Annotated in this window: 16 protein-coding genes; 2 read left to right on the forward strand and 14 right to left on the reverse strand. The window is 48.2% G+C overall.

The annotated features are described in order from the left end of the window. Window positions 1-75: 75 nt before the first annotated feature. Window positions 76-366 (forward strand): hypothetical protein, encoded by a 291-nt coding sequence (locus QUA54_RS25945; protein WP_333416977.1) that lies wholly within the window; start codon window positions 76-78, stop codon window positions 364-366. 265 nt (window positions 367-631) lie between these two features. On the opposite strand, the gene QUA54_RS25950 is transcribed toward QUA54_RS25945, so the two are convergent. From QUA54_RS25950 to QUA54_RS25990, 9 genes are all read right to left on the reverse strand, one after another. Next, on the reverse strand, window positions 632-1,177 hold the full coding sequence (locus tag QUA54_RS25950; RefSeq protein ID WP_333416979.1) for a GAF domain-containing protein: 546 nt from the start codon (window positions 1,175-1,177) through the stop codon (window positions 632-634). Between the two features lie 171 nt (window positions 1,178-1,348). After that, complete coding sequence (locus QUA54_RS25955; RefSeq protein WP_333192578.1) at window positions 1,349-1,939, reverse strand: YdcF family protein; 591 nt, start codon at window positions 1,937-1,939, stop codon at window positions 1,349-1,351. 737 nt (window positions 1,940-2,676) lie between these two features. Then, window positions 2,677-3,504, reverse strand: a complete 828-nt coding sequence (locus tag QUA54_RS25960; protein WP_333416981.1) for a GUN4 domain-containing protein — start codon at window positions 3,502-3,504, stop codon at window positions 2,677-2,679. Window positions 3,505-3,654: 150 nt separating this feature from the next. Next, the gene (locus QUA54_RS25965) at window positions 3,655-4,797 is read right to left on the reverse strand and encodes a hybrid sensor histidine kinase/response regulator (RefSeq protein WP_333416983.1); all 1,143 of its coding nucleotides are present in this window, start codon (window positions 4,795-4,797) and stop codon (window positions 3,655-3,657) included. Window positions 4,798-4,914: 117 nt separating this feature from the next. Then, window positions 4,915-7,620, reverse strand: coding sequence for a GAF domain-containing protein (locus QUA54_RS25970; protein WP_333192585.1), 2,706 nt, complete (start codon window positions 7,618-7,620; stop codon window positions 4,915-4,917). A gap of 578 nt (window positions 7,621-8,198) precedes the next feature. Beyond that, on the reverse strand, window positions 8,199-9,332 hold the full coding sequence (locus tag QUA54_RS25975; RefSeq protein WP_333416985.1) for a glycosyltransferase: 1,134 nt from the start codon (window positions 9,330-9,332) through the stop codon (window positions 8,199-8,201). 13 nt (window positions 9,333-9,345) lie between these two features. Next, window positions 9,346-9,984, reverse strand: coding sequence for a DUF4291 domain-containing protein (locus QUA54_RS25980; RefSeq protein ID WP_333416987.1), 639 nt, complete (start codon window positions 9,982-9,984; stop codon window positions 9,346-9,348). 554 nt (window positions 9,985-10,538) lie between these two features. Next, on the reverse strand, window positions 10,539-11,687 hold the full coding sequence (locus QUA54_RS25985) for an NAD-dependent epimerase/dehydratase family protein (protein WP_333192592.1): 1,149 nt from the start codon (window positions 11,685-11,687) through the stop codon (window positions 10,539-10,541). A gap of 110 nt (window positions 11,688-11,797) precedes the next feature. Further along, window positions 11,798-12,388, reverse strand: a complete 591-nt coding sequence (locus tag QUA54_RS25990) for a chromophore lyase CpcT/CpeT (protein WP_333416989.1) — start codon at window positions 12,386-12,388, stop codon at window positions 11,798-11,800. A 192-nt stretch (window positions 12,389-12,580) separates the two neighbouring features. On the opposite strand from QUA54_RS25990, the gene QUA54_RS25995 reads away from it, so the two are divergent. After that, a complete protein-coding gene (locus tag QUA54_RS25995; RefSeq protein ID WP_333416991.1) occupies window positions 12,581-12,787 on the forward strand; it encodes a KTSC domain-containing protein in 207 nt (68 codons plus the stop codon). Window positions 12,788-13,437: 650 nt separating this feature from the next. Here QUA54_RS25995 and QUA54_RS26000 read toward each other — a convergent pair. The 5 genes from QUA54_RS26000 to QUA54_RS26020 form a co-directional block, all read right to left on the reverse strand. Further along, window positions 13,438-14,265: an ABC transporter permease gene (locus QUA54_RS26000; RefSeq protein ID WP_190735759.1), complete on the reverse strand. Its 828-nt coding sequence runs from the start codon at window positions 14,263-14,265 to the stop codon at window positions 13,438-13,440. A 7-nt stretch (window positions 14,266-14,272) separates the two neighbouring features. After that, window positions 14,273-15,187 carry an ABC transporter permease gene (locus tag QUA54_RS26005; RefSeq protein WP_333200011.1) on the reverse strand — a complete coding sequence of 305 codons (915 nt, stop codon included), beginning with the start codon at window positions 15,185-15,187 and terminating at the stop codon, window positions 14,273-14,275. 65 nt (window positions 15,188-15,252) lie between these two features. After that, window positions 15,253-17,418 (reverse strand): iron uptake porin, encoded by a 2,166-nt coding sequence (locus QUA54_RS26010; protein WP_333416992.1) that lies wholly within the window; start codon window positions 17,416-17,418, stop codon window positions 15,253-15,255. A 180-nt stretch (window positions 17,419-17,598) separates the two neighbouring features. Then, window positions 17,599-18,900, reverse strand: a complete 1,302-nt coding sequence (locus QUA54_RS26015; RefSeq protein ID WP_333200014.1) for an extracellular solute-binding protein — start codon at window positions 18,898-18,900, stop codon at window positions 17,599-17,601. A gap of 220 nt (window positions 18,901-19,120) precedes the next feature. After that, complete coding sequence (locus QUA54_RS26020; protein ID WP_333200016.1) at window positions 19,121-20,320, reverse strand: ABC transporter ATP-binding protein; 1,200 nt, start codon at window positions 20,318-20,320, stop codon at window positions 19,121-19,123. Between the last annotated feature and the right edge of the window lie 72 nt (window positions 20,321-20,392).

Genomic DNA, 20,392 nt, shown 5'->3' on the forward strand with positions numbered 1-20,392 from the left:
AGACTCGAACTCATGCACTGGCTAATTTCATAAATTCCTTTTTTTGTCAACTCCTAATACTGAACCGACGCCCTAGTGGGTCTCGGAAGTTTAGCTATTCCCGGAATCGGGCCGATGATTGCAGCGGGGACTTTCGGCGCCTCACTGGTGGCTACCGTAGCAAGCACTGGCGTCGCGGCTGCGACTTTCGGTGGAGTGGTGAAGGCATTGACGGACTTGGGAATTCCCGAAGAAACAGCTAGAATTTACACCGATCGCCTGCGCGCCGGCGATTATTTGGTGGTAGTAGATGGCGCTGAGGATGATATTAGTCGGGCTCAAGGGATTTTCAGCACTCGGGGCATTCAAAATTGGGGCGTTTTTTAAACAAGAATTGTGCACCAAGTCTATCCCTAGGGCAATGCACACCTCACCATTGGTGATAACAATTAGCTCAAATTTAGTACCCGACTTTTGTTTGAAAATTAGCGCATCGATCCCCCCTAACTTAAAAAGGGGGGATCGGAAACGGTATTTCGTCTGCCGGAAAGGGGATTGAGATTCGGCTAAAACCCCGAGCGAGACGTGGTTTTAGTCTTAAGTTGACATTCATTGATTGCCCACCCGATCCCTACAAGTAAATTATTGATTTTTATGGCTCATCTTTTGATCCTGAGGCCGTCACATAAGCGACAGCTAAAGGCGAAATTTTTTCTGTAACTGCTGCGATAACTTGGCCTTCAAAGTCAGTCCAAACTCTGGGGCGATCGAACATACAAGGCTGCAAAACCCCCCACAATAAGCCATCAGAACAAAGGTGAGCGTGAATCAAAGCTCGATGTCCGAAATTTTTTGCCTCAAAATCTTTGTTGACAACTTCAGGATTCGCTGTTTCAACATCCTCAACAAAAATCGAAGGTTCAGTTCGCAAAGCTGCTGCAAACAAAGGGTCTTCTTCCCCTAAAGATTCCGGTTCTTTTTTCCATTCTGCGTCCCAAACCTCTGGAATGTTCGAGTTGCGACGCCAGCAGTAAGGTACTCTGCCAGTTTGGGTTTCAGGATTGCGGAGGTAGAGAAAGACCCGATCGCAATTTAACACCTCGCCTAAAGCCGGTACCAAAGCCGAAAAAACAGCATCCGCACTCTTGCTGTCACTCAAAATTTGCTCCAGAACTTGCGGCAGAATTTGGTCGGTCATTAACTTTAGCTATTGAAGTTCATCTACTCATTTTAAACTACTGGTTCTATTCTCTTCTGTTAGGCATTGGTCATCAGCGTCTTCCCGGTGTCTTAAATCGCTATAGAAGACAAGTTTTAAAACCAGAGGGAATGGGAAAAAATTTAAAACTTGCTCAATGCTTTCCTTTGTTTATTGAATTCTGGCTTGGCTGAAGTTAGCACCCGTATAACCGGTTGTCAGCCAAAGAATAGCTCTAGCACCGTCGCGAACAGCTTTTTCCACCGGTTCGGGGGTTCGCCCAGACGGAACTGCCACAGGCTTAAAGCTAATGCCTCGACTGCCGAGCACGATTTCGCCGATAATCTGAGCTCGCCGCATATGATCGTCAGAAGTGATCAGATACACGCTCTCTATCCCTCTAGCTTTCAATTCATCTACCAGGGTGGTAAAATTTGTTACCGTATCCACCGCTCTGTAGTCTAAGTGCAGGCGATCGGACTCGATTCCCGCTTCCGAAAACACCCATTCCGCGAACTCCGGATTGCTCCCAGACGACACCCAAATCGGCAATTCAGGATACTTCTGAGCAAATTTGGCGGCAAACACCTCTCGCTCCGTAGCCCCACCTAGAACTAACAAAGCTTGGGGTCTCTGAAATTCGCTCTTAACCTGCTGATAGCCAAACCAGCAGGCGATCAAAAGCCCTACTAGGAACCAAAAACTGCGTGAAGTGTTCAAACGCTTGTAACGCTGCGTGTTTGAATTGATTTTTAACCACATCTAAACCTATAAAAATTTTATGTAACTCACAAAGGAACCATAACAAAAAATACCGCACGTAGAGCCCACTAACAGGAATTAAAAATTAAAATTTAAAAAAGGGTCGGGGGATCAGAGATTTTAGATTTTAGATTTTAGATTTTAGATTGACTCTACGCTTGTGGTGGGGCTTAAAAAGGTGATTTGAGATTTTCGATTTCAGATTTTAGATTTCAGATGGATTCTATAGAGAGAGGTTCTGCGTAAGTCCTCGTCTTCAAGCAAGTATTCGTCCTTGGGCGAATTTGTTAGCGGATATGCAAAAAAGAGGGGCAAAACTAAGCTTCCCCCTCCTGCTTTTAATTTTTCTTGATTTTTAACGGGACTGGCCGGGTTCGAACCGGCGGCCTAGCGCTTCAGATTTGTGTGAGTTTCCCCACTCTCTGGACTATACCTTCACCATATGCTCGCAGCTTTTAGGTGGTGACCGTCTAGTCTCTAAACCTTCCTGATTTCAATATAGGCGATTGTTTAATCGCCCTGAACTCAGGCTTGGCTTGGTATTGCCTTAGAGTCATAGGAACCCACGAACTCTTTAGGTTTCACCAAATTTGACCACATTCACTCCCAGAGTTTCCTCGCAGGGTGCCCGATTCTTCAGGAGGCGCTTGCTCTATCCATCTGAGCCACAGCCCCAGTTGCTAAACCGTTTTGATTATAGCAGTTAATGTCGATTTTGAATTTTTTATTTTGGACGATTACCGATCGGCAGTTGCCAGTTTCGCAGCGATGCGGGCAAAGTTTTCTGCTGCGGTGAGTTTACCAGCACCGTAACAGGCGCGCTGCCTCCATGCGGTGACGGGGAGATGTCCGGGGGGAGCATCTTCGTTGAAGGAGAGCTCGCTGTAATATTTCCAATTTTCCTTGACTCTCCAGCCGACTCGATCGCAAAATTCAGTATAATTTGCCTCGGTACTTTCCCAAATCTGCTGCTGCACGCTCAACCCGAACCGCCCGCTGCTGTATTGTTGCCAAAGTCGGTCGATCGTGCGAAGGTCTGTAGGAGGAAAACTGTCAATATCGGCTGCACTCAGCCAGCCTTCATCTTCCCTGACAGCTATTTGCAGCAAGATTTCCCAAGTATGTTCGTCAGCTTTGCGCCATTTTCCGGTTTCTAATAGCTTTGTCAGTTGTCGGTAGTCCATTCCCACTTCGGAAATTGCCGGAGTTGAGTCAGGTATGGCGCCGATTTTGTCTTCCAGTCGCAGTAGAGTGCTGACAATCAATTCGGGGTTTAGTTGTTCGAGGCGGTAAAGAACCCATTCTAACTGAGATTGAAGGTATGTGCGGGCGATCGCACCTTGCTGCAATTCCCCCTGCAACTCATCAAATTTAGCTAACCAATTTTGTTGATTGCGGGCCAATTCCCACATTTTTTTTGCCCACTGCAATCTAACTTCTTCTTTTTTTAAATAAGTTTTGGAAGGCTTAGCACGTTGCGGGTAGGGAGTCAAATCCCAGCCGCAAGTGGAGCAAAACTCTGGTGTTTCTATGTATTCAGTACCGCACACTGGACAGTTAGACATATTGCCATAAATTCGGTTGCCAAGTAATTATCTGACATCCGGTAAATTAACGATAATTCGAGTATATGCTTAGGTTGCACCCTACAATTTGAGTTAATTATAAGCGGTAATGTGCGCATTTCGCGCCAAGTTAGAGTTACTTATACTGCTCTAACAAGGCAAGCGAATAGTAAACAAACTGCCTTTGCCCAACTCTGATTTTACCTCGATCGTACCGCGGTGAGCTTCGACTATTTGGCGGCAGAGGTGTAGTCCCAAACCTGTACCGGATTTCTTGTGAGTTCCCGGGCCAAACCTTTCAAATAACTTTGCTTTTTCTGTGGGAGAAATGCCGGCGCCGGTGTCTTGGATTTCTATGATTACCCATGCCAGCGGTTGGTTTTTGAAGCTAGTATAAGCAGGTGAATTAGCAGCTTTTAAGCTGACATCTATTGAGCCGCAGTCGGTGAATTTAATCGCATTTCCGATTAAATTTGTCATCAAGCGGTGCAGTTCCAGACGATCGCCCGGATACTTCGCAATCGGTGCACTTTCTGCACTTTCGGTCAAGTCTAAATTTACGGATAAACCTTTAGCATCGGCTAAGGGAGCTAGTTCTTCAGCTACCTCCGTAATAAGCTGGCGCAAGTCCACGGGAGCGAAACTTAGGGATTTGCGGCCTGCTTCGTAGCGGTAGACTTCCAGCAACATATTTACCATCGCGATCAGGTTTTGGTTGCTGCGAACCATCGTCCCGAAAGCGTCGCGCATGGGAAGGGAAATTTCTCCCAAAGCTCCCTGCTGCATTAAACTTAGCATTCGATCGGCTGCTACGAGGGGTGTTCGCAAGTCGTGAGCGAGCCTGGAGACAAAATCTTCGCGCTGGAGGGCGATCGAATTGCGCTCGTCTACGCTGTGTTTTAGCCGCAGGAGCGATCGTACCCTCGCCAGCAGTTCGTCCATTTCGACTGGTTTGCGGATGAAATCGTCAGCTCCCATGTCCAATCCCTGGACTACGCTCGCACTGTCGTGAGCCGTGATCAGCAAAATCGGGATAAAGGGCAATTCCTTATTTTGTCTGATTCGCTTGGTGACTTCGTAACCGTCCATCCCCGGCATCATCACGTCTAGCAGTACCAAATCCGGGGCTGACTTGTCAATTTGGCTCAAGGCAGAAAAGCCGTTTTCTGCCGTGCTAATTTCGTAACCTTCTTCTTCCAGGATTGTCTGCACCAACAAAACATTATCTGGTGCGTCATCTACTACCAGAATCCGATCGGCTTGTGGGGCATTCGGAACAGATAAATAAGTCATTTAATTGTTAGCCTGGAAATAAATACTAACTTTAATCTTGCATCCGATTTATGTTTTCACATTTTTCCACTTGTTAACTCTGTCATAAGGAAGATATAAAAAAAATATGTAATCTTTTTACATTTTGTCACTCGGGTGTGATATCATATCGTACTTTATTGTCATAGTATGAACCCCGTCCCAATCCTCGGGCGGAGGTATTTCCAAATACCTGAGGGAGCGCTCGATGTGAACTTCCACAGGTCGATCGCTAGGTCGTATCGCTAAAGCCGCTTCAAAACAACTAATAGCTTTATGAAAATTTCTAGCAATATAAGCATCCCTACCGTTGCTGTAAAGTTCCAAAAACCGAACGGTTTCCCCATCAATGGGTTCAGAAGTATTTTGCAGCAACTCGTAAATACCCACCGGCTGATTTTGGCCCTTAACCCGCACCTTGTCCAACTCTCGCACCCAAATCCCTTCGCGGCATAAACTGTATGTAAATTCGCTCAAAATGATATCGCAGCCGTACTCTTTTGTAAGCTGTTCCAATCGCGAGCTCAAATTCACCGCATCCCCGATTACCGTGTAATCCATCCGCTTTTGGGAACCAATGTTTCCCGAAACCACTTCTCCAGAACTAATCCCAATTCCGAAACGAAACGGATCTTCGCCGGGGCGAGAATCATTAAACTCTTTCAAACGCCTGCGCATATCTAAAGCCGACTGCACCGCCATCCAACCGTGACTTTCGGGAGGGTTCAGCGGCAGGGGCGCGCCGAACACGGCCATTAAAGCATCGCCGATAAACTTGTCTAAAGTTCCTTCGTGATGGAAAACGGCCTCCACCATCGTTTCAAAATACTCGTTCAGCAGCGATACCACCTCCGACGCTCCCAGATTTTCGGTGAGTGTGGTGTAGCCGCGAATGTCGGAAAATAAAATAGTAACTTCTTTGCGTTCGCCTACCATCAGCGCACCTTCGCCCAAAGCCATCACTTTATCTACGACTCCAGGAGTCAGGTAGCGGTACATCGTATTTTTCATCCGCTTTTCGCGGCTGATATCTTCGAGTACCACTAAACCGCCGCGCACCCCGCCTTCTGGATTGATCAGCGGGTTGACAGTCAAATTCAAACTGCGTTCAATTACTTTAATTCGAGAGGCCGGGAGGGGCAGCGGACAATAAGGGTGATAGCGGGCTGCATTGGGCAGCGAAAATAGAGATTGGGAATTAGCTAATTCTGCCAGCGCTACTTCTTCAGTCCAGGCGCTGTTTTCGCCCCAAGCGTAATATAAATTCGGGTCAGTGCGATCGGGCACAGCCAAAATGTAAGTTTCTTCTCCTATTTCTTCTTCTGTTTTTGCTGCTGCTGTTTCTGCGGAACAACAGGTTTTTTCCACCAACAGTCCCACTGTTAAACTTTGTTCGGGAACGTAATGTCTGGCAGCATTGTGGAGACTGTCTTCGAGTCGAAATTGCAAATTATCGATCGGCACAACTTCCCAAACATAGCGGTCGATCAGTTTTTCTTCCCAAATCTGGGGATTGTGTTTGCTTTTAGCTTGATTTACCGGACAGCCCAATAATTCCAGCGCCGCTTCGTTAATCGTTACAACTCGCCCCTGTAAATCCGTGGAAATTACTGCATCGGAAAGACTTTGCAGCATATCTTTTTGATACTGCTTTTCCACCATCACGTTCTGAAACAGTTGAGAATTTTGCAGCGCCATTCCGGCTTGGGAATTAAAAGCTCGCAAAAACTCTTCGTCGGAAGTGGTGAAAGTACCTTGGTTCTTATTAATTAGCTGAGTCACCCCGATCAGCTCACCTTTAGCGTTATGCACCGGCATACACAAGACAGTCCGAGTGCGGTATCCGGTTTGCTGGTCTGTAGAGGGATCGAAGCGGGGATCGTCGTAAGCATCTGTAATATTTAGAGGTTGACCAGTCGAAGCCACGTAACCAGCAATTCCTTTATTAGCAGGAATGCGGATTTCCACCATCGTTTTGCCGTCGGCCTTGGCGACTTTTGTCCAGAGTTCGTTGGTTTCCCGATTTAACAAAAATAGCGTGCTGCGATCGGCCTGCATCAAGTCGCGAGCTTGATCCATGACAGCGCGCAAAGTTGTTTCCAAGTCAAGACTTTGACCCAAAGTAGTCGTCGCTCTCAACAGTGCGGCAACCCCTCGCTGGTTGCGGGCCACGACGTAGAAAGACTGACAGCTTTCGAGAATAATCCCGATCGAATCTGCAAAAGCCTGGAACTGCTCTTCGTCTTCCTCGCTAAAGGGGACATTGCCAGCTTTATTTAACAGTCTGACCACCGCTACGGGTTCGTGTTGGCTCTTGCTGCTAAAAATCGGCATACAGAGAATGGTCTCGATCTGGTAGCCCGGTGGTTCGTCTACTTCGGAATTAAAATGCTCGTGCGATCGAGCTGACGCGACATTTATCGATTTTCCGGTTGTTGCTACGTAGCCTAAAATGCCTGCATCCATCGGCAAACGAACTTCTAAATCTTCGCCAAGTGCATCGACTGTTTTGTGCCACAGTTGATTTTTGTTGGAGTCAACCAAAAAAATTGTTGTCCGGTCTGCTTGCAGAATTTGACCAATTTTGACAGTGAAGGCATCTAACAGTTGCTCTAAGAGAGTTTCGAGTGCTTCATTGTTAATCAGGTCCATCGCCCGGATAAATTGCTGAAATTCAGCCGTGATAAAGTCCAGCAGGCACACTAATTCAGGAACTGGCAGGCTCTTAACACGGGAGGTCAATGCCCCCATAAAATTGACTTGAGTCAGTGTAGCCAGAACGCTACCAGCATTGGAGAATGTCATGATTAACTGCTTTCTCAGAGGGGTAGACTGACCCGCAGGTCGATCGGCGCTTGATTCTGCTGCGGTACAAACGATTTAAGTTGTTTGGAAACGCGCCGACAGTCGCTTGTCGCTTTGATGAATCGTGAGCTCAACAGTGGCGCAGGCAACTTCTGTTTTTGTTACATATGCTCGATCAATCTTTTTTACAACCTCGATAATGATGAGGGTTCGTCAATTAAAGCTGAACATGAGTTCGGAACACTGCTAGCCTGAAAATTAGCTCCCAAGCTTTCGTTCGATCGAGAGTGCAATGTGGATTTGACCCTCTGTGCTCGGCTGCTGCGCGGTGTGACTGTTTTAGCGCACTCGGCGACCGTATCCGGTTAGGTGAAGGGCGCTATGAAATCAGCGCGCAAGGCATTCCTACAGAGCTACTCATAGTTTAATGGTAAACGCAACACCACGATAACTACGGTAATTTATGCAGCAAAAAAGTTATATCGCTCTTTGAGGAGATCCGTCCTCGCTACCCACTGACGATCGAACAGCGAAGCTAAACAGTCGGTGAGGTTTAAAGGTGCTACAGATGCTGACATTTAGGCCGCTCTGGGCATAGACTCGGCAAATACCACTGATTGATAGTAGCGCTGCAATTGTGCGGTGGCGGCTGCCCAACCCCAGCGTTCGGCTTCTCGGCGAGCGTTTTGGCGCAGGGTTTCCCGTTCTTCGGGATTCGCAAACAGACGCTGGGTGGCGGCCAGAGATCCTTCTTCATCGGCGGGGTCAAATAAATATCCGTTAACACCGTCGGTGACGATATCGGGAATTCCGCCGCTGCGCGCCGCCACTACGGGCGTCCCCGCAGCCATTGCTTCTAGGAGCACTAACCCCAAGGTTTCGGTGCGGGAGGGAAAAATGAAGGCGTCGGCCGATGCGTAAGCTGTTGCGAGTTCTTGCCCCTTGAGGTAGCCGACAAAATTAGTAGGGGTGCCGGCAAAATATTGTTCGAGGGTTTGGCGGTGCGGGCCGTCTCCGACTAGGGCGAGGCGGGCGTCGGGAATCGCTGCGAGGACTGGTTTGATGCGTTCGATTTCTTTTTCTGCACCGAGGCGGCCGACGTACAGCAGCAGGGGACTGTCGGGGTTATTTTCCGAAAGGCGCGATCGCATTTCTCGACTGGCCAATTCGGGGACAAACATTTCAGTATCTACGCCCCGCTGCCACAAATCTACCCGATCGATGCCGTGGGTTCTCAATTCCTCTACCATTGCTGTTGAAGTGCAGAGATTCAATTCTGCTTGATTGTGGGCACCTTTGAGCAATTCCCACAATAAAGGTTCGAGGACTCCAAAACCGTAATGGTGCAAATATTTCGGCAAATGGGTGTGGTAAGAAGCCAAAATCGGAATGTTCAACTTTTTGCCGTAATATATACCGCCCAATCCCAAAATAGCGGGATTAACAACGTGAATAATATCCGGTTTAAACTGCTGTAATTGGCGACCGACAGCCGGAGAAGGAAGTGCCATTTTCAGTTCCGGGTACATCGGCAAAGGCAAACCCTCCACACCGTAAACTCGGGCGCCTTTGTATTCTTTAATCCCGTAATCTGGAGAAAATATCAGAACTTGTTCGCCCGCGCGCTGCAAGTGATCTACAGTGTGAATCAGTCTGGTGACAATGCCGTCTATTTTCGGCAGAAAAGTTTCAGTAAAAAGAGCAATTTTCATAAAAGTAAGTTACTTAGAGAGCCGATAATCCTAGCCTCTGGGAGATGTCGGGGTCGATGACAGGATACACTGTCTCACAAGGAGTCAGTAATTGCGTGCTATCGCCTCCGTTATATTGACGCTGTTGCTGTACGAATTGGGAAATATCCTCAATTTTAACAATCCATTCTTGCGCGTAACTAGCTAAAACACTGCCGCGCAAACCGAGTTGAATTGCCCGCCGATCCATTTTCGATCCATTTGGGTGATGGTCCGGGTCCCATTGCAGCCGTACAGCCGAATTTTTAACAGCTTGTTGCCATGATTTTTCGCTTCCATACACTGCTGGAACGAAATTAGAATGGACAGCCGATGCTAAAATTTCGTCAAAAGCCGATCGCTTCAGCCAAATAGCCAGAATTACTTCTTGTCCGGGTTTTGTTCCCCATTCCGAGCGATACATCATCCACAGAAAATTGGGCTTAATCCAACTCATGCGATTCAGACTAAATTCCCCACCGAAATAACCTTGTTCCGCTGCAAAAGTACCGATCGCCGGACGGTAAGCTTGGTACACTACAACAGTATTTTCGTCAAATTGTGCCAGAATGTGACGACCTGTTTTCGGCCATTTATTTGCCTGGTTTAAGTATGGTTCGGTTCGCAGACTCATTGCCACTAATTACGAGCGATATTTTTCTAACGGTAAGGTACAAACTCCGTGAATTCCGATAGATACAATTATTTCACCTAAAAGTAATCCCACACCTTCGGCAAAGCAATTAATTCTGTGAATTTACTGTGCAGTTTTAGCAATTAAGATTTCCTTTTCCCCAGCAGAAGGCCCTTAGCTAACGGGCGCGGTAATTTTGATTACTCGCCGTTAGTGCAGCCCATTCCGGTATTAAATAATAAGCACAAACTGCACTAGCTAAAAATCCGGGCAGAACAATCAAAAGCAACCGAATAAGAATTCGACTTTTCACGGCTTTATTCCCAAAAAGCCAGCAGTAAAAACCTTATACCATTTTTCAATTAAGCGCAGAGGACGCAGAGAACACAGAGCAAAAGATAAAAAAGATAGATATGAAAAAAATAATCTACACCGAAATTGATTCAGAACTTGCAAACATTTCTCCTCTCTTCCCTTTTTTTATCTTACTTCGCGCCCTTCGCGCCTTCGCGGTTCGTTAAAAAATCTCTTACCCCGCAGGTATATACCAGAACTTACTTCCAAGAAACCTTCGGCAAAATCTGATTTTTATCGACGCGGTGCTGATATTTTGTGGCAAAATTCAGCAGAGAATCGAGCAGGGAATCTGAGAGGTAGTGCGGTTGCAAGCCGAGGTCTAGCAAGTTGGTGTTTTTGGCATTGAAATAATGTTCTTCTTTCTCGACTCTGGGATTTTCGATGTTGTTGATTTCTACTTTTAATCCCATTGCCGTGCCTGCTTTTTGCACCAATGAGGCTAAGTCGCCGACGCTGAATAGTTCGGTGAATTGGTTGAAGACTCGGAATTGTCCGGCTTCGGCGGGGTTGGCGATCGCCAATTCCACGCACCGCACGGTATCCCGAATGTCTAAGAAACTGCGGGTTTGTCCGCCAGTTCCGTAAACAGTCAGAGGATGACCGATCGCAGCTTGGATGCAAAATCTGTTCAATGCTGTACCGAATACTCCGTCGTAGTCCAAACGGTTGATCAACAGTTCGTCCATGCCGGTTTCATCTGTGAGCACGCCGTAGACTACGCCCTGATTTAGGTCGGTGGCTCTTAAACCCCAGATTTTGCAAGCAAAATGGATGTTGTGGGAGTCGTGGACTTTTGACAGGTGGTAGAAACTGCCTGGTTGTTTGGGATAGGGCAGTGTATCCTTGCGGCCGTTGTGTTCGATCGTGATGTAGCCTTCTTCAATATCAATATTCGGCGTGCCGTATTCGCCCATTGTCCCCAATTTCACTAGGTGACAGTCGGGGAAATCTTCGCGGATGGCGTACAGCAGGTTGAGTGTCCCGACAACGTTATTGACTTGGGTGAGGACTGCGTGTTCGCGATCGATCATTGAGAAGGGGGCTGAACGCTGTTCGCCAAAATGGACGATCGCCTCTGGTGCAAATTTTCTCATGCTTTTGCTGAGAAAATCGTAGTTGGTGATGTCACCGACGAACAAGTCGATCGACTTGCCCGTTAAATCTTGCCATCGCTGGAGTCGTTGCTGAATCGGTGCGATGGGAGTGAGGGTGTCGCTGCACAGTTCCAGATCCCAGTGCCGCCGCACGAAGCTGTCGAGGATGCCAACTTCGTAACCCTTGTTAGAAAGGTAGAGTGCGGTTGCCCAACCGCAATAGCCATCGCCACCAATAACCAGGACTTTCATAAATCAACGGTGAATCTTGCTTGCCAATACTGGGTTAATGTACCAGGTAATGGTACATTCTGAACCTTTAATCAAGCGTGTTCGCCCAGGAGGGACTTAGTTTTTTTGGATTAAACCGGAATTTCGTCGGCGAAACTGGCGCGGCGGGTGAATTCAAAGGGGCCGGCCTGGGCTCCCCAGACGTGGGCGTCGGTTTCTGGGTCGCGTCCGCGATCGTGGCTAATAAATTTGTCTTGGTCAATCTCGAATTCGCTGTCTAGATAAGTTTTTTTGCCCTTTCTGACCACGGCACAGCCTTTTCCGGGTTCGACAAACCCTTTGAAGCTGTTGCCCGTCCACTGCGTAATAAAGGTGCAGCCGGGAAGCAGTGTCAGTTGTGCTTTTTTGATTTCTTGCAGCCGTTGCGGGTCGCGGGAAGCGCCGTAGAATTGTTCTTCGTTTTCTATGGCATAATTTTCGATGTCGATTCGATCGCCCACCGGGACTAATTTTAAAACTCGGACTCGGTACGGTACATTCAGTTCAATATCGTAGGCTTGTTCTAGGTACAAGCTGAGTCCATCCAGAACTTCGACGGGCAAAGGTCTCATGCAGACGCGGATGTGGGCGAAGAAGGGCGGGTTTTCAAAGGCTTGGGCTTGGTTGCTGAAGTCGGCGGCCATCCAGCGGCCGAGGGTGACGATATCGGTGGAATGAGTCATTTCGATTTTGGATTTTGGATTTTGGATTTTAGATTGAGAGGAGTAGAAGTTATTTTAAGGGAAATTAAGACGCGATCGCTATTAGATCCCCGACTTCTTAAAGAAGTCGGGGATCTGGGTATTTAGGCGGGCTGACTTAACTTCTCTGGCGATCGGCTATAAATATTTATAGAAATGGATTGCAAAATTACCATGAAACTAGAACCAGTCGAATTTAGGACTATCCAAGCTGTGGGTTATGACGAAACAACTTCCACCTTGGAAATTCTTTTGAATAGCGGCAAGACATATCGATACTTTGAAATCCCCAAGACTGTCTGCTTGGAATTGATGGAATCTGACTCAAAAGGTAGTTATATACGTTCTGAAATTATTCATTGCTACCCTACGAACAAGTGAAGAAACGGCGGCGATAAATCCGGCATTAAGGAATGAGAATTAAATAACTTCCACAAGTTTGTGGGATGGGCGTCCCGCCCGTCCAAAAAGGAGGGGCGGGACGCCCATCCCACAATAACAATTAAAATTGTAAGTTATTTAATTGGCGATCCTAATCTAGGATTTTTGAGCTTTTAATCGTAATTTTGGCGGTCGCACTTTCCTGACTTAAAACAGCGTATTCCAGGTTTGTGAAATGTAGGGACACGGCAGTGCCGTGTCCTGGGAGGGGAAGCTCACGATACGCGGGTGTACTTCATAAATGTGGAATCTGCTGTATCTCAAACCCAGTTTTTTTCGCACTTCTGCACTCGAACTCGTACTGCCAGATTTTTATTCCTGTCGCGAAGTTTCAATGATTTTATGAAATTTTTGATTGTGGCTTCAAAAAACACTCTCAATATCTGCGATCGCCACCAATACCGCTACAGGTTTTGCTTCAAATCCGGCGATCGCAGGTTCACGACCTAAGTTTCTCACATAATCTGCTAGCGAAGATTGAGTATCCGGCGATCGCTGTCGAACCGGAGATTTTTTAATTTTAGAAACAAAGTAAAACGATCGCGGATTTGCGATCGTCCCAAGGGTATGAGAATTATTGGATGGGATGTCTACTCGCGCTTGGGCTTGCTCTGACGATTTGACAGATAAGCGATCGCAAATAAAGCAAATCCAATCAATGCAAAGGAGAAAATAGTTGTCAGAGTACCCAAAGCGTATAGGGCAGGAGACGTGACGTTGGTAGTCATTCCAAAGATTTCTAGGGGCAGGGTATTAGTGTCTCCCGACGCCAGAGAAGTGCGCGTGAATTCATCGTAGGACAAGGTAAAACTCAGGAACGCCACCCCAATCACACTAGAAGCAATCAGAGGAAAAACAATTTGCCAAAATGTGGTGGTATCGTTTGCACCCAAGTCGCGGGAAGCTTCTTCATAAGCTGGATTAAACCGCCCGAAAATCCCCAGCATAATTAAGAACGCAAACGGTATAGTCCAGGTAAGATGCGCTCCTAACGCTGAGGTATACCAGGCATTTCCTAAACCCGCTAAGTTGAACACAACCGCAATCCCTAACGAAATCAAAATACTGGGAACAATCAGGCTAGAAATGGTGAGGTAAAAAATCCAATTAGCTCCTTTAAAGCGGCTGCGAAACGCCATCCCTGACATGACGCTGGTGATGACGGTCAACACCATCACAATCAATCCCAACCAGAGCGATCGCCAGAAGGCATCGGTAAAGTTGCCTACCCGTTGTTCTTCAAATACCGATTGCATCCACATCAAGCTAAACCCTTTCATGGGAAAAGTTAAATTGCCTTCAGGGCCTTGCAGTGACAGGATAAAAACGGCTGACATCGGGCCGTACAGAAACAAAACAAACAGTCCAAAGAAGGCAGCCAGAAAGTAATAGGATAGCGGGCGTTTTTTCCCTTCCATAATTCCTCTACAGTTCTTTACGAATATCGACAACGCGCAAAATAGCAGACACCAAAATCAAGGTAACAATCAGCAGAATCACTGCATTCGCGGCCGCGAGGGGATATTGCAAACTGCCGATCTGGTTTTTAATCAAGTTTCCTACCGAGGCAACCTGTCCGCCGCCCATCAGGCGTACCGTGGCGAACTCTCCCATCACCAACGTGACGATAAAAATAGTGCCGATCGCAATTCCCGATGCCGACAGCGGCAAAATAATTTCTTGCTGAATTTGAAAGGGCGAAGCGCCTGCATCTTCAGCCGCAGAAACCAGCGCTCGATCGATTCGCATCATGCTGTTGAAAATCGGTGCCACCATAAACAGGGCATAGAGATGCACCATCGCTAATATCACCGAAAAGTCGGAGAACAGAAACATTTCAATAGGCTTATCGGTGAGGTGCAATCCCATCAATGCCTGGTTGAGCAGCCCTTCCCGTCCTAAAAATGGAATCCAAGAAATCATCCGAATAATATTCGATGTCAGAAATGGAACAGTGCAGATCAAAAACAGAATCGTTTGCCATTTTGAATTCTGAATGTGAAACGATAGAAAGTAGGCAACCGGATAACTAATCAGCAAACAAATCAACCACACAATTGCCGCAAACTTAAACGTATTGAGATAAGTTGCGACTGTGACTTTGGAGGTAAAGACCGTGATGTAATTCGCCAGCGTAAAGCCGGGAACCATAGAATATCCGTTGAAGTTCCAAAAGCTAACCGTAATAATTGCTGCGATCGGCAATACCAAAAATAGCAGCAGCACCAGCGTTTGCGGTGATACCAACAGGTAGGGTTGAAGTGCTTTCCAGTTGAACGGCTTGGCTCGACTGGGACGGACTGGCGGTGAAGATGTTGGGAGATTTTGAGTTGCTTTCATGGCTAACTCCAGGTTAGGTATAGGGTTGGTGAGAAAGCTTCTGAGAGAGCTAGAAATTGAAAGTGCTAGAAACTGAAGCTGGTTCTAATTACACCGATGAACACCGTATCGTTTCGACTATTGTGGTCGGGATTTGTAATCATTACCAGACCGGGTGTAACCGCAATATAGTCATTGATTTGATACCTATAGAACGCATCCACCATGAAGGAGGTGCTTCTATCCTCAAACAAACCAACATCGTTGCTGGTGACTTTAGAAGGCATACCCAACGTAATGCCGCCTAAGTTGCCTTCTTTAAATACATCGGGAAAAGCCAGCGCGACCGCCCAGGATTGAACGGTGGCATCGGCACCTTTCGTCACCCCCGACTTAGAAGTCGTGTTGGCCAGATAGTACCAGCCACTCAGGATAAATTTAGGACTGAAGGCATACTGTGCTTCTATTCCGTAGCCATGCGTCAGGGCGTTATCTGTTCCAAAGGGTTGAGTGGCATTTTTGCTGCCAAAGTACCCTCCTGCAGGTGCATTGATGTTGCCATCGTCGTAGGCGTTCAGGTAAGTGAAGGCAATGGCTGCCTGAGACGTGGGTCGAAATGTGATCTGAGCCAACGCACCGTAGGGGCCGTTGAACAATCCTTGTCCCTGACTGGGATTGTTGGCTGTGGGGGTTCCTGCCAAATAACCGCCGCCAATGTTGATTTTGTCGGTGAGGTTGTAGTTAAAGCCCGCCCCAGAAAGCCCGCTGGGAAAGTAAATGGGACTGCGCAGGGCAAATCCAGTCAGCACCGTATCGTAATCGCCGTCTAGCGGGTGCAATGTCGGGACAAATAAATCCAGAAAGCCTATGGCTTCTAAGAAAAAGGTGCCCCGCTCGCCCAACGGAAAGCGATACTCGAGCTGGTTAACTCTCAGCGAATTACCGCCGCCATCCTGAAACGCCAGATTCGCCATTCTTGTGCCAGTCGCATCGGCAAAACTCGGCGTATTGCCGGCTTGCAGTCGGATAATCAGCTTATCTTTGCCGGTGAAGCTGCTGGTCAGAATCAGACGCACCCGATCGGAGAAAGTTGTGCCATCGTCCACATCTCGCCCCGAACCATCAGCCTTTTTGTCCGCGCCAAAGGCATTTACCAAGTTGAACAAAACATACCCATTCAGTTTGGTTGTAGTCGAGAACTGATTGCTTTCTAGATTTGCAGTGCGGGCTTCCAACGCATCGACTCGCCCCCGCAGGGTTGCTAGTTCAGCGGCAAATTCTTCTTGCAGTTTTTGCAGAATTGCTAGGTCTTCTTTGTTCGCCAAGTTGGCGGGGCCAGTGGTAATGAGTTCAGTCACCCGGTCGAGACAGGCGTTTAAGCCAGCGGCGAACTCGAAGCGCGTCAGGGCGCGGTTGCCTCGATAGGTTCCATCGGGATAACCAGCGATGCAACCGTAGCGCTCGACCAGGGATTGCAATGCCTGAAAGGCCCAATCTGTCGGCTTGACATCTGAAAGCTGGGAAACCGATGTTACTTGACCTTTAAGGCTGTTTTCCAGCGCATCGTCCTGAATCTGTTGCTGGGAATCAGCCGTACCGTTACCCGCTGATGGCGCGGGTGAAGGAACCTCAGCGGTTTGGGCTTCGCTGTTTTGAGCCAGCAGCCCCTGCTGGGGGACGATCGGCGGCTCGGCAGACAGGGGGTTGTTGTCTGCTACCGAAAGGGGACGATCGCGCAATAATGACGCTTCAGGCAGCGATTCAGTCGCCCTCGCCGCCTGTGGGGAAGCAGCCGTATCGTTACCCGGTGATGGCGCGGGTGCAGAAACCTCAGCAGTTTGGGCCTCGCTGTTTTGAGGCAGCAGGCTTTGTTCTGGGACGATCGGCGACTCAGCAGACTGGGGGAGATGATCGGGGGCGATCGACTCCACGTTATCGAGCGATGGCGATTCAGGCAAAGATTCAGTAGCCCTCGCGACCTTTGGGGAAGCAGCCGTATCGTTATCTGCTGATGGCGCGGGTGCAGAAACCTCAGCAGTTTGGGCCTCGCTGTTTTGAGGCAGCAGGCTTTGTTCTGGGACAATCGGCGACTCGGCAGACTGGGGGAGGTGGTCGGGGGCGATCGACTCCACGTTATGGAGCGATGGCGATTCTGGCAGCGATTCAGTCGCCCTCGCCGCTTGAGCAAACAGCAGCAGCAATCCAAAGACAATCGAACCGCGTCCCAGGACGCTTTTGAATAACACCAACATCTTCAACTCCTCACCACTATGAAACACATTTCAACGAAATAGTCGCGCAAAGCTAACTGCGAAGGCTCGGGTTTTAGGTTCTAGGTGAGCGTTGTGAAAGACTCTGCCACCGATCGTCGGCCGTGCGATCGCCTCAAAGCCCAGCACCCGAAACCTGACACCCAATCCCGATCGAGCGGTTTAAGATGCGACAAACTCGTTCCACTTCTGAACCAAGTAGGTTTGCTCTTGCATCACTGAGTTCCAGCAAACGATATTGGCAAAGCGTTCCTGAAAGGAACCACCATCTCGCACTGCGCCCTTCGATTCAATCTTTTTCCCAAAGGGATCGATGATGTCTGCTGTCGCGGGCTTGCCTTCGTACCAGAAATCCCACTCCTCCGGCTTCATAAACTTGCGGGCGGTTTCTGGTGCGGCACTGTAATACCCCTGGCGAGCTAAAAAGGCTCCCATCCAACCATCCAACATCCAGTTGAGATACTCGTAGGCGGCATCCAGAGCAATACCCTGTAGGTTTTTAGAGAGTCCAATGCCACCGCCCCAGCCGCGATACCCTTCCTTGAGTGGGGCATAGACACAGTTAATTCCCCGTGCTTTCACAGCAGTCACCGCAGGCGACCACATCGATTGCAGCGCCACTTCCCCAGATGACATCAGGTTGACGGACTCATCAAAATTTTTCCAAAAAGCCCGGAACTGCCCATCCTTCTTGAGTTCGATCAGCTTGGCTGTGACTTGATCGAGTTCTTCTTTGGTCATGTTGCCCTTGTCGCCGAACTTCATGATGCCTGCTGCTTCTAATACCATTGCCGCATCCATAATCCCGATCGACGGAATATCCAGCAGTGCTGTTTTGCCTTTGTATTTCGGATCGAGCAGTTCCGCCCAGGATTCAATTTTCTTGCCAGTCAGGTCAGGTCGGTAGCCCAAACTATCAGCATTGTATTGAAACGGAATCAACGTTGCCCAATCCGTAGGCGTGGGTGAAAACTCTTTCGAGTCCTTACTTTTGACATACATTACTTTGAAGGGAGCTGTACCCTGGGAATTGTTCACCTTCGCACCTTCGGCAAACTTACCAGTGGTGAAATAGGAAACAATTTTGTCCCAATTTTTGATTTTCTTCACCTCAAGTGCTTGCAGATTCCCGGATGGAAACACCAATGGCAAACTGAAATATTCCCCATCAAAAATGTCGTATTGCTTGGGCTGAGTAATCGCAATTTGATTGTTTTCTTCTGTGCCGAGCGCCCGCAGTTGGATTTTGAAGCCTAAATCCTTTTCGGCTTGAGCTTTAATTTCTTTACTTTGAGCGGCTCCAGTACCAATCAACCGCAGGGTGACATCTTTAATTGAATTGGTAATTACCCCCGGTGCAGTCCCGGTCGTGGCTTCTTTCTTGGGACTACAACTTGCTGCGGCAACCATTGCTCCTGCAGCTAGTCCGGTTCTAATAACTTGACGGCGACCGATCTTTGACATAGCTATTGATCCTCACAAAACACGATAAATCTAACTAAAAAAAGTCTGCGAAGCAGCAAACAGGACTTTCCTGGACGCATGGGTCAAGAAACCGGGTTTTTCACCTAATCTGCGTTCTGCAATGCGTCTTTTCGTCCATCAAACCCGGTTTCTAAACACTCGTGCGTAAGTCCTACAGGATTATTCATCGGGTGTGAGAAGACATCTATTGAATGCGCTTCTAATAGGGCAGAAAAACGCAATCATCTTTTGACCAACTGAGGACAACTAACTGCCCTTCGCTCAGGGAATTACGGTTCCAGTCATTCGTGCGAACTTTATAGAGCAGTTCTTGTCCGGTTGCTTCCGCCATTAACGAAACTCGCGTCACATATCCGGTCATTTCTACGGCGGTGATTCGGGCGACAATCTGGTTTCCTGACAGGGTTGATGTGACTGGAACATCCGGGTTGTAAGCTTCCACATGGAGCAAGTCAGGACGAACCGAACAAGCGGCTTCTGTACCAACTGGGCTGGAGTATCCTCGGCAGTAAAGGACGCCGAAACCCTCTACTTCTAACTGCACTACATCCAACTCACCGTCACCGATCGCATTTTTCACTTTGCCGCTGAAGATATTGTTGTCGCCCATGAACTTGGCAACAAACTGAGAGCCGGGACGATCGTACAATTCGTCTGGAGTGGCAATTTGATCCAGCCGCCCGTGGGTCATCACGACCACCATGTCAGACAGGGAAAAGGCTTCTTCAACGTGGTGTGTCACCTGAATAAAGGTCAAGCCGAATTGCTTTTGAATTTTGCGGAGTTCGGTTCGCATCCGCACCCGCAGGTTTTCATCGAGTGCGCTGAGGGGTTCATCCAGCATTAGCACTTGGGGGCGGGTGACGAGCGCTCGTGCCAGGGCAATCCGCTGTTGCTGTCCGCCGCTGAGTTGGGTCGGTTTGCGATCGGCGGTGTGGGTCAGACCAATCATTTCCAGGATCTCTCCTACCCGGACACGACGTTCTGCATCCGGCACGTTCTGCATTTTCAGACCAAATTCAATGTTTTCCCAAATGGTTTTGTGAGGAAACAGGGCGTAGCTTTGGAACATCATGGAGGTGTTGCGTTTGGCTGCTGGCAAATCGTTGACGCGCTTGTCGCCGATCAGAACATCTCCGCTGCTGATGTCTTCGTGTCCGGCAATCATTCTCAGAACGGTTGTTTTACCGCAACCGCTGGGGCCGAGAAGACAGCAGTATTTGCCTGCGGGAATATCGAGGGTGATGTTTTCAACGGCTGTCACAGAACCGTACTTTTTGGTGACAGAGCGTAGAGATACCCCTGCGGCGGCTTGCGCCAAAGCTTGTTGGATATCGGTGGCAGAAGATGGGATAATTCTATTTACTCCAACGGTTTTTCTTCCGGTGTCAATTTGCATGGTTGCTCCTGCATGAAAAGAAATGGGTGTTATGAAACTTGATGAATGAGAGTGAAGAAGATATCTGAATGC

It is taken from the genome of Microcoleus sp. MOSTC5 (genome assembly GCF_036701825.1).
GTDB lineage: Bacteria > Cyanobacteriota > Cyanobacteriia > Cyanobacteriales > Microcoleaceae > Microcoleus > Microcoleus asticus.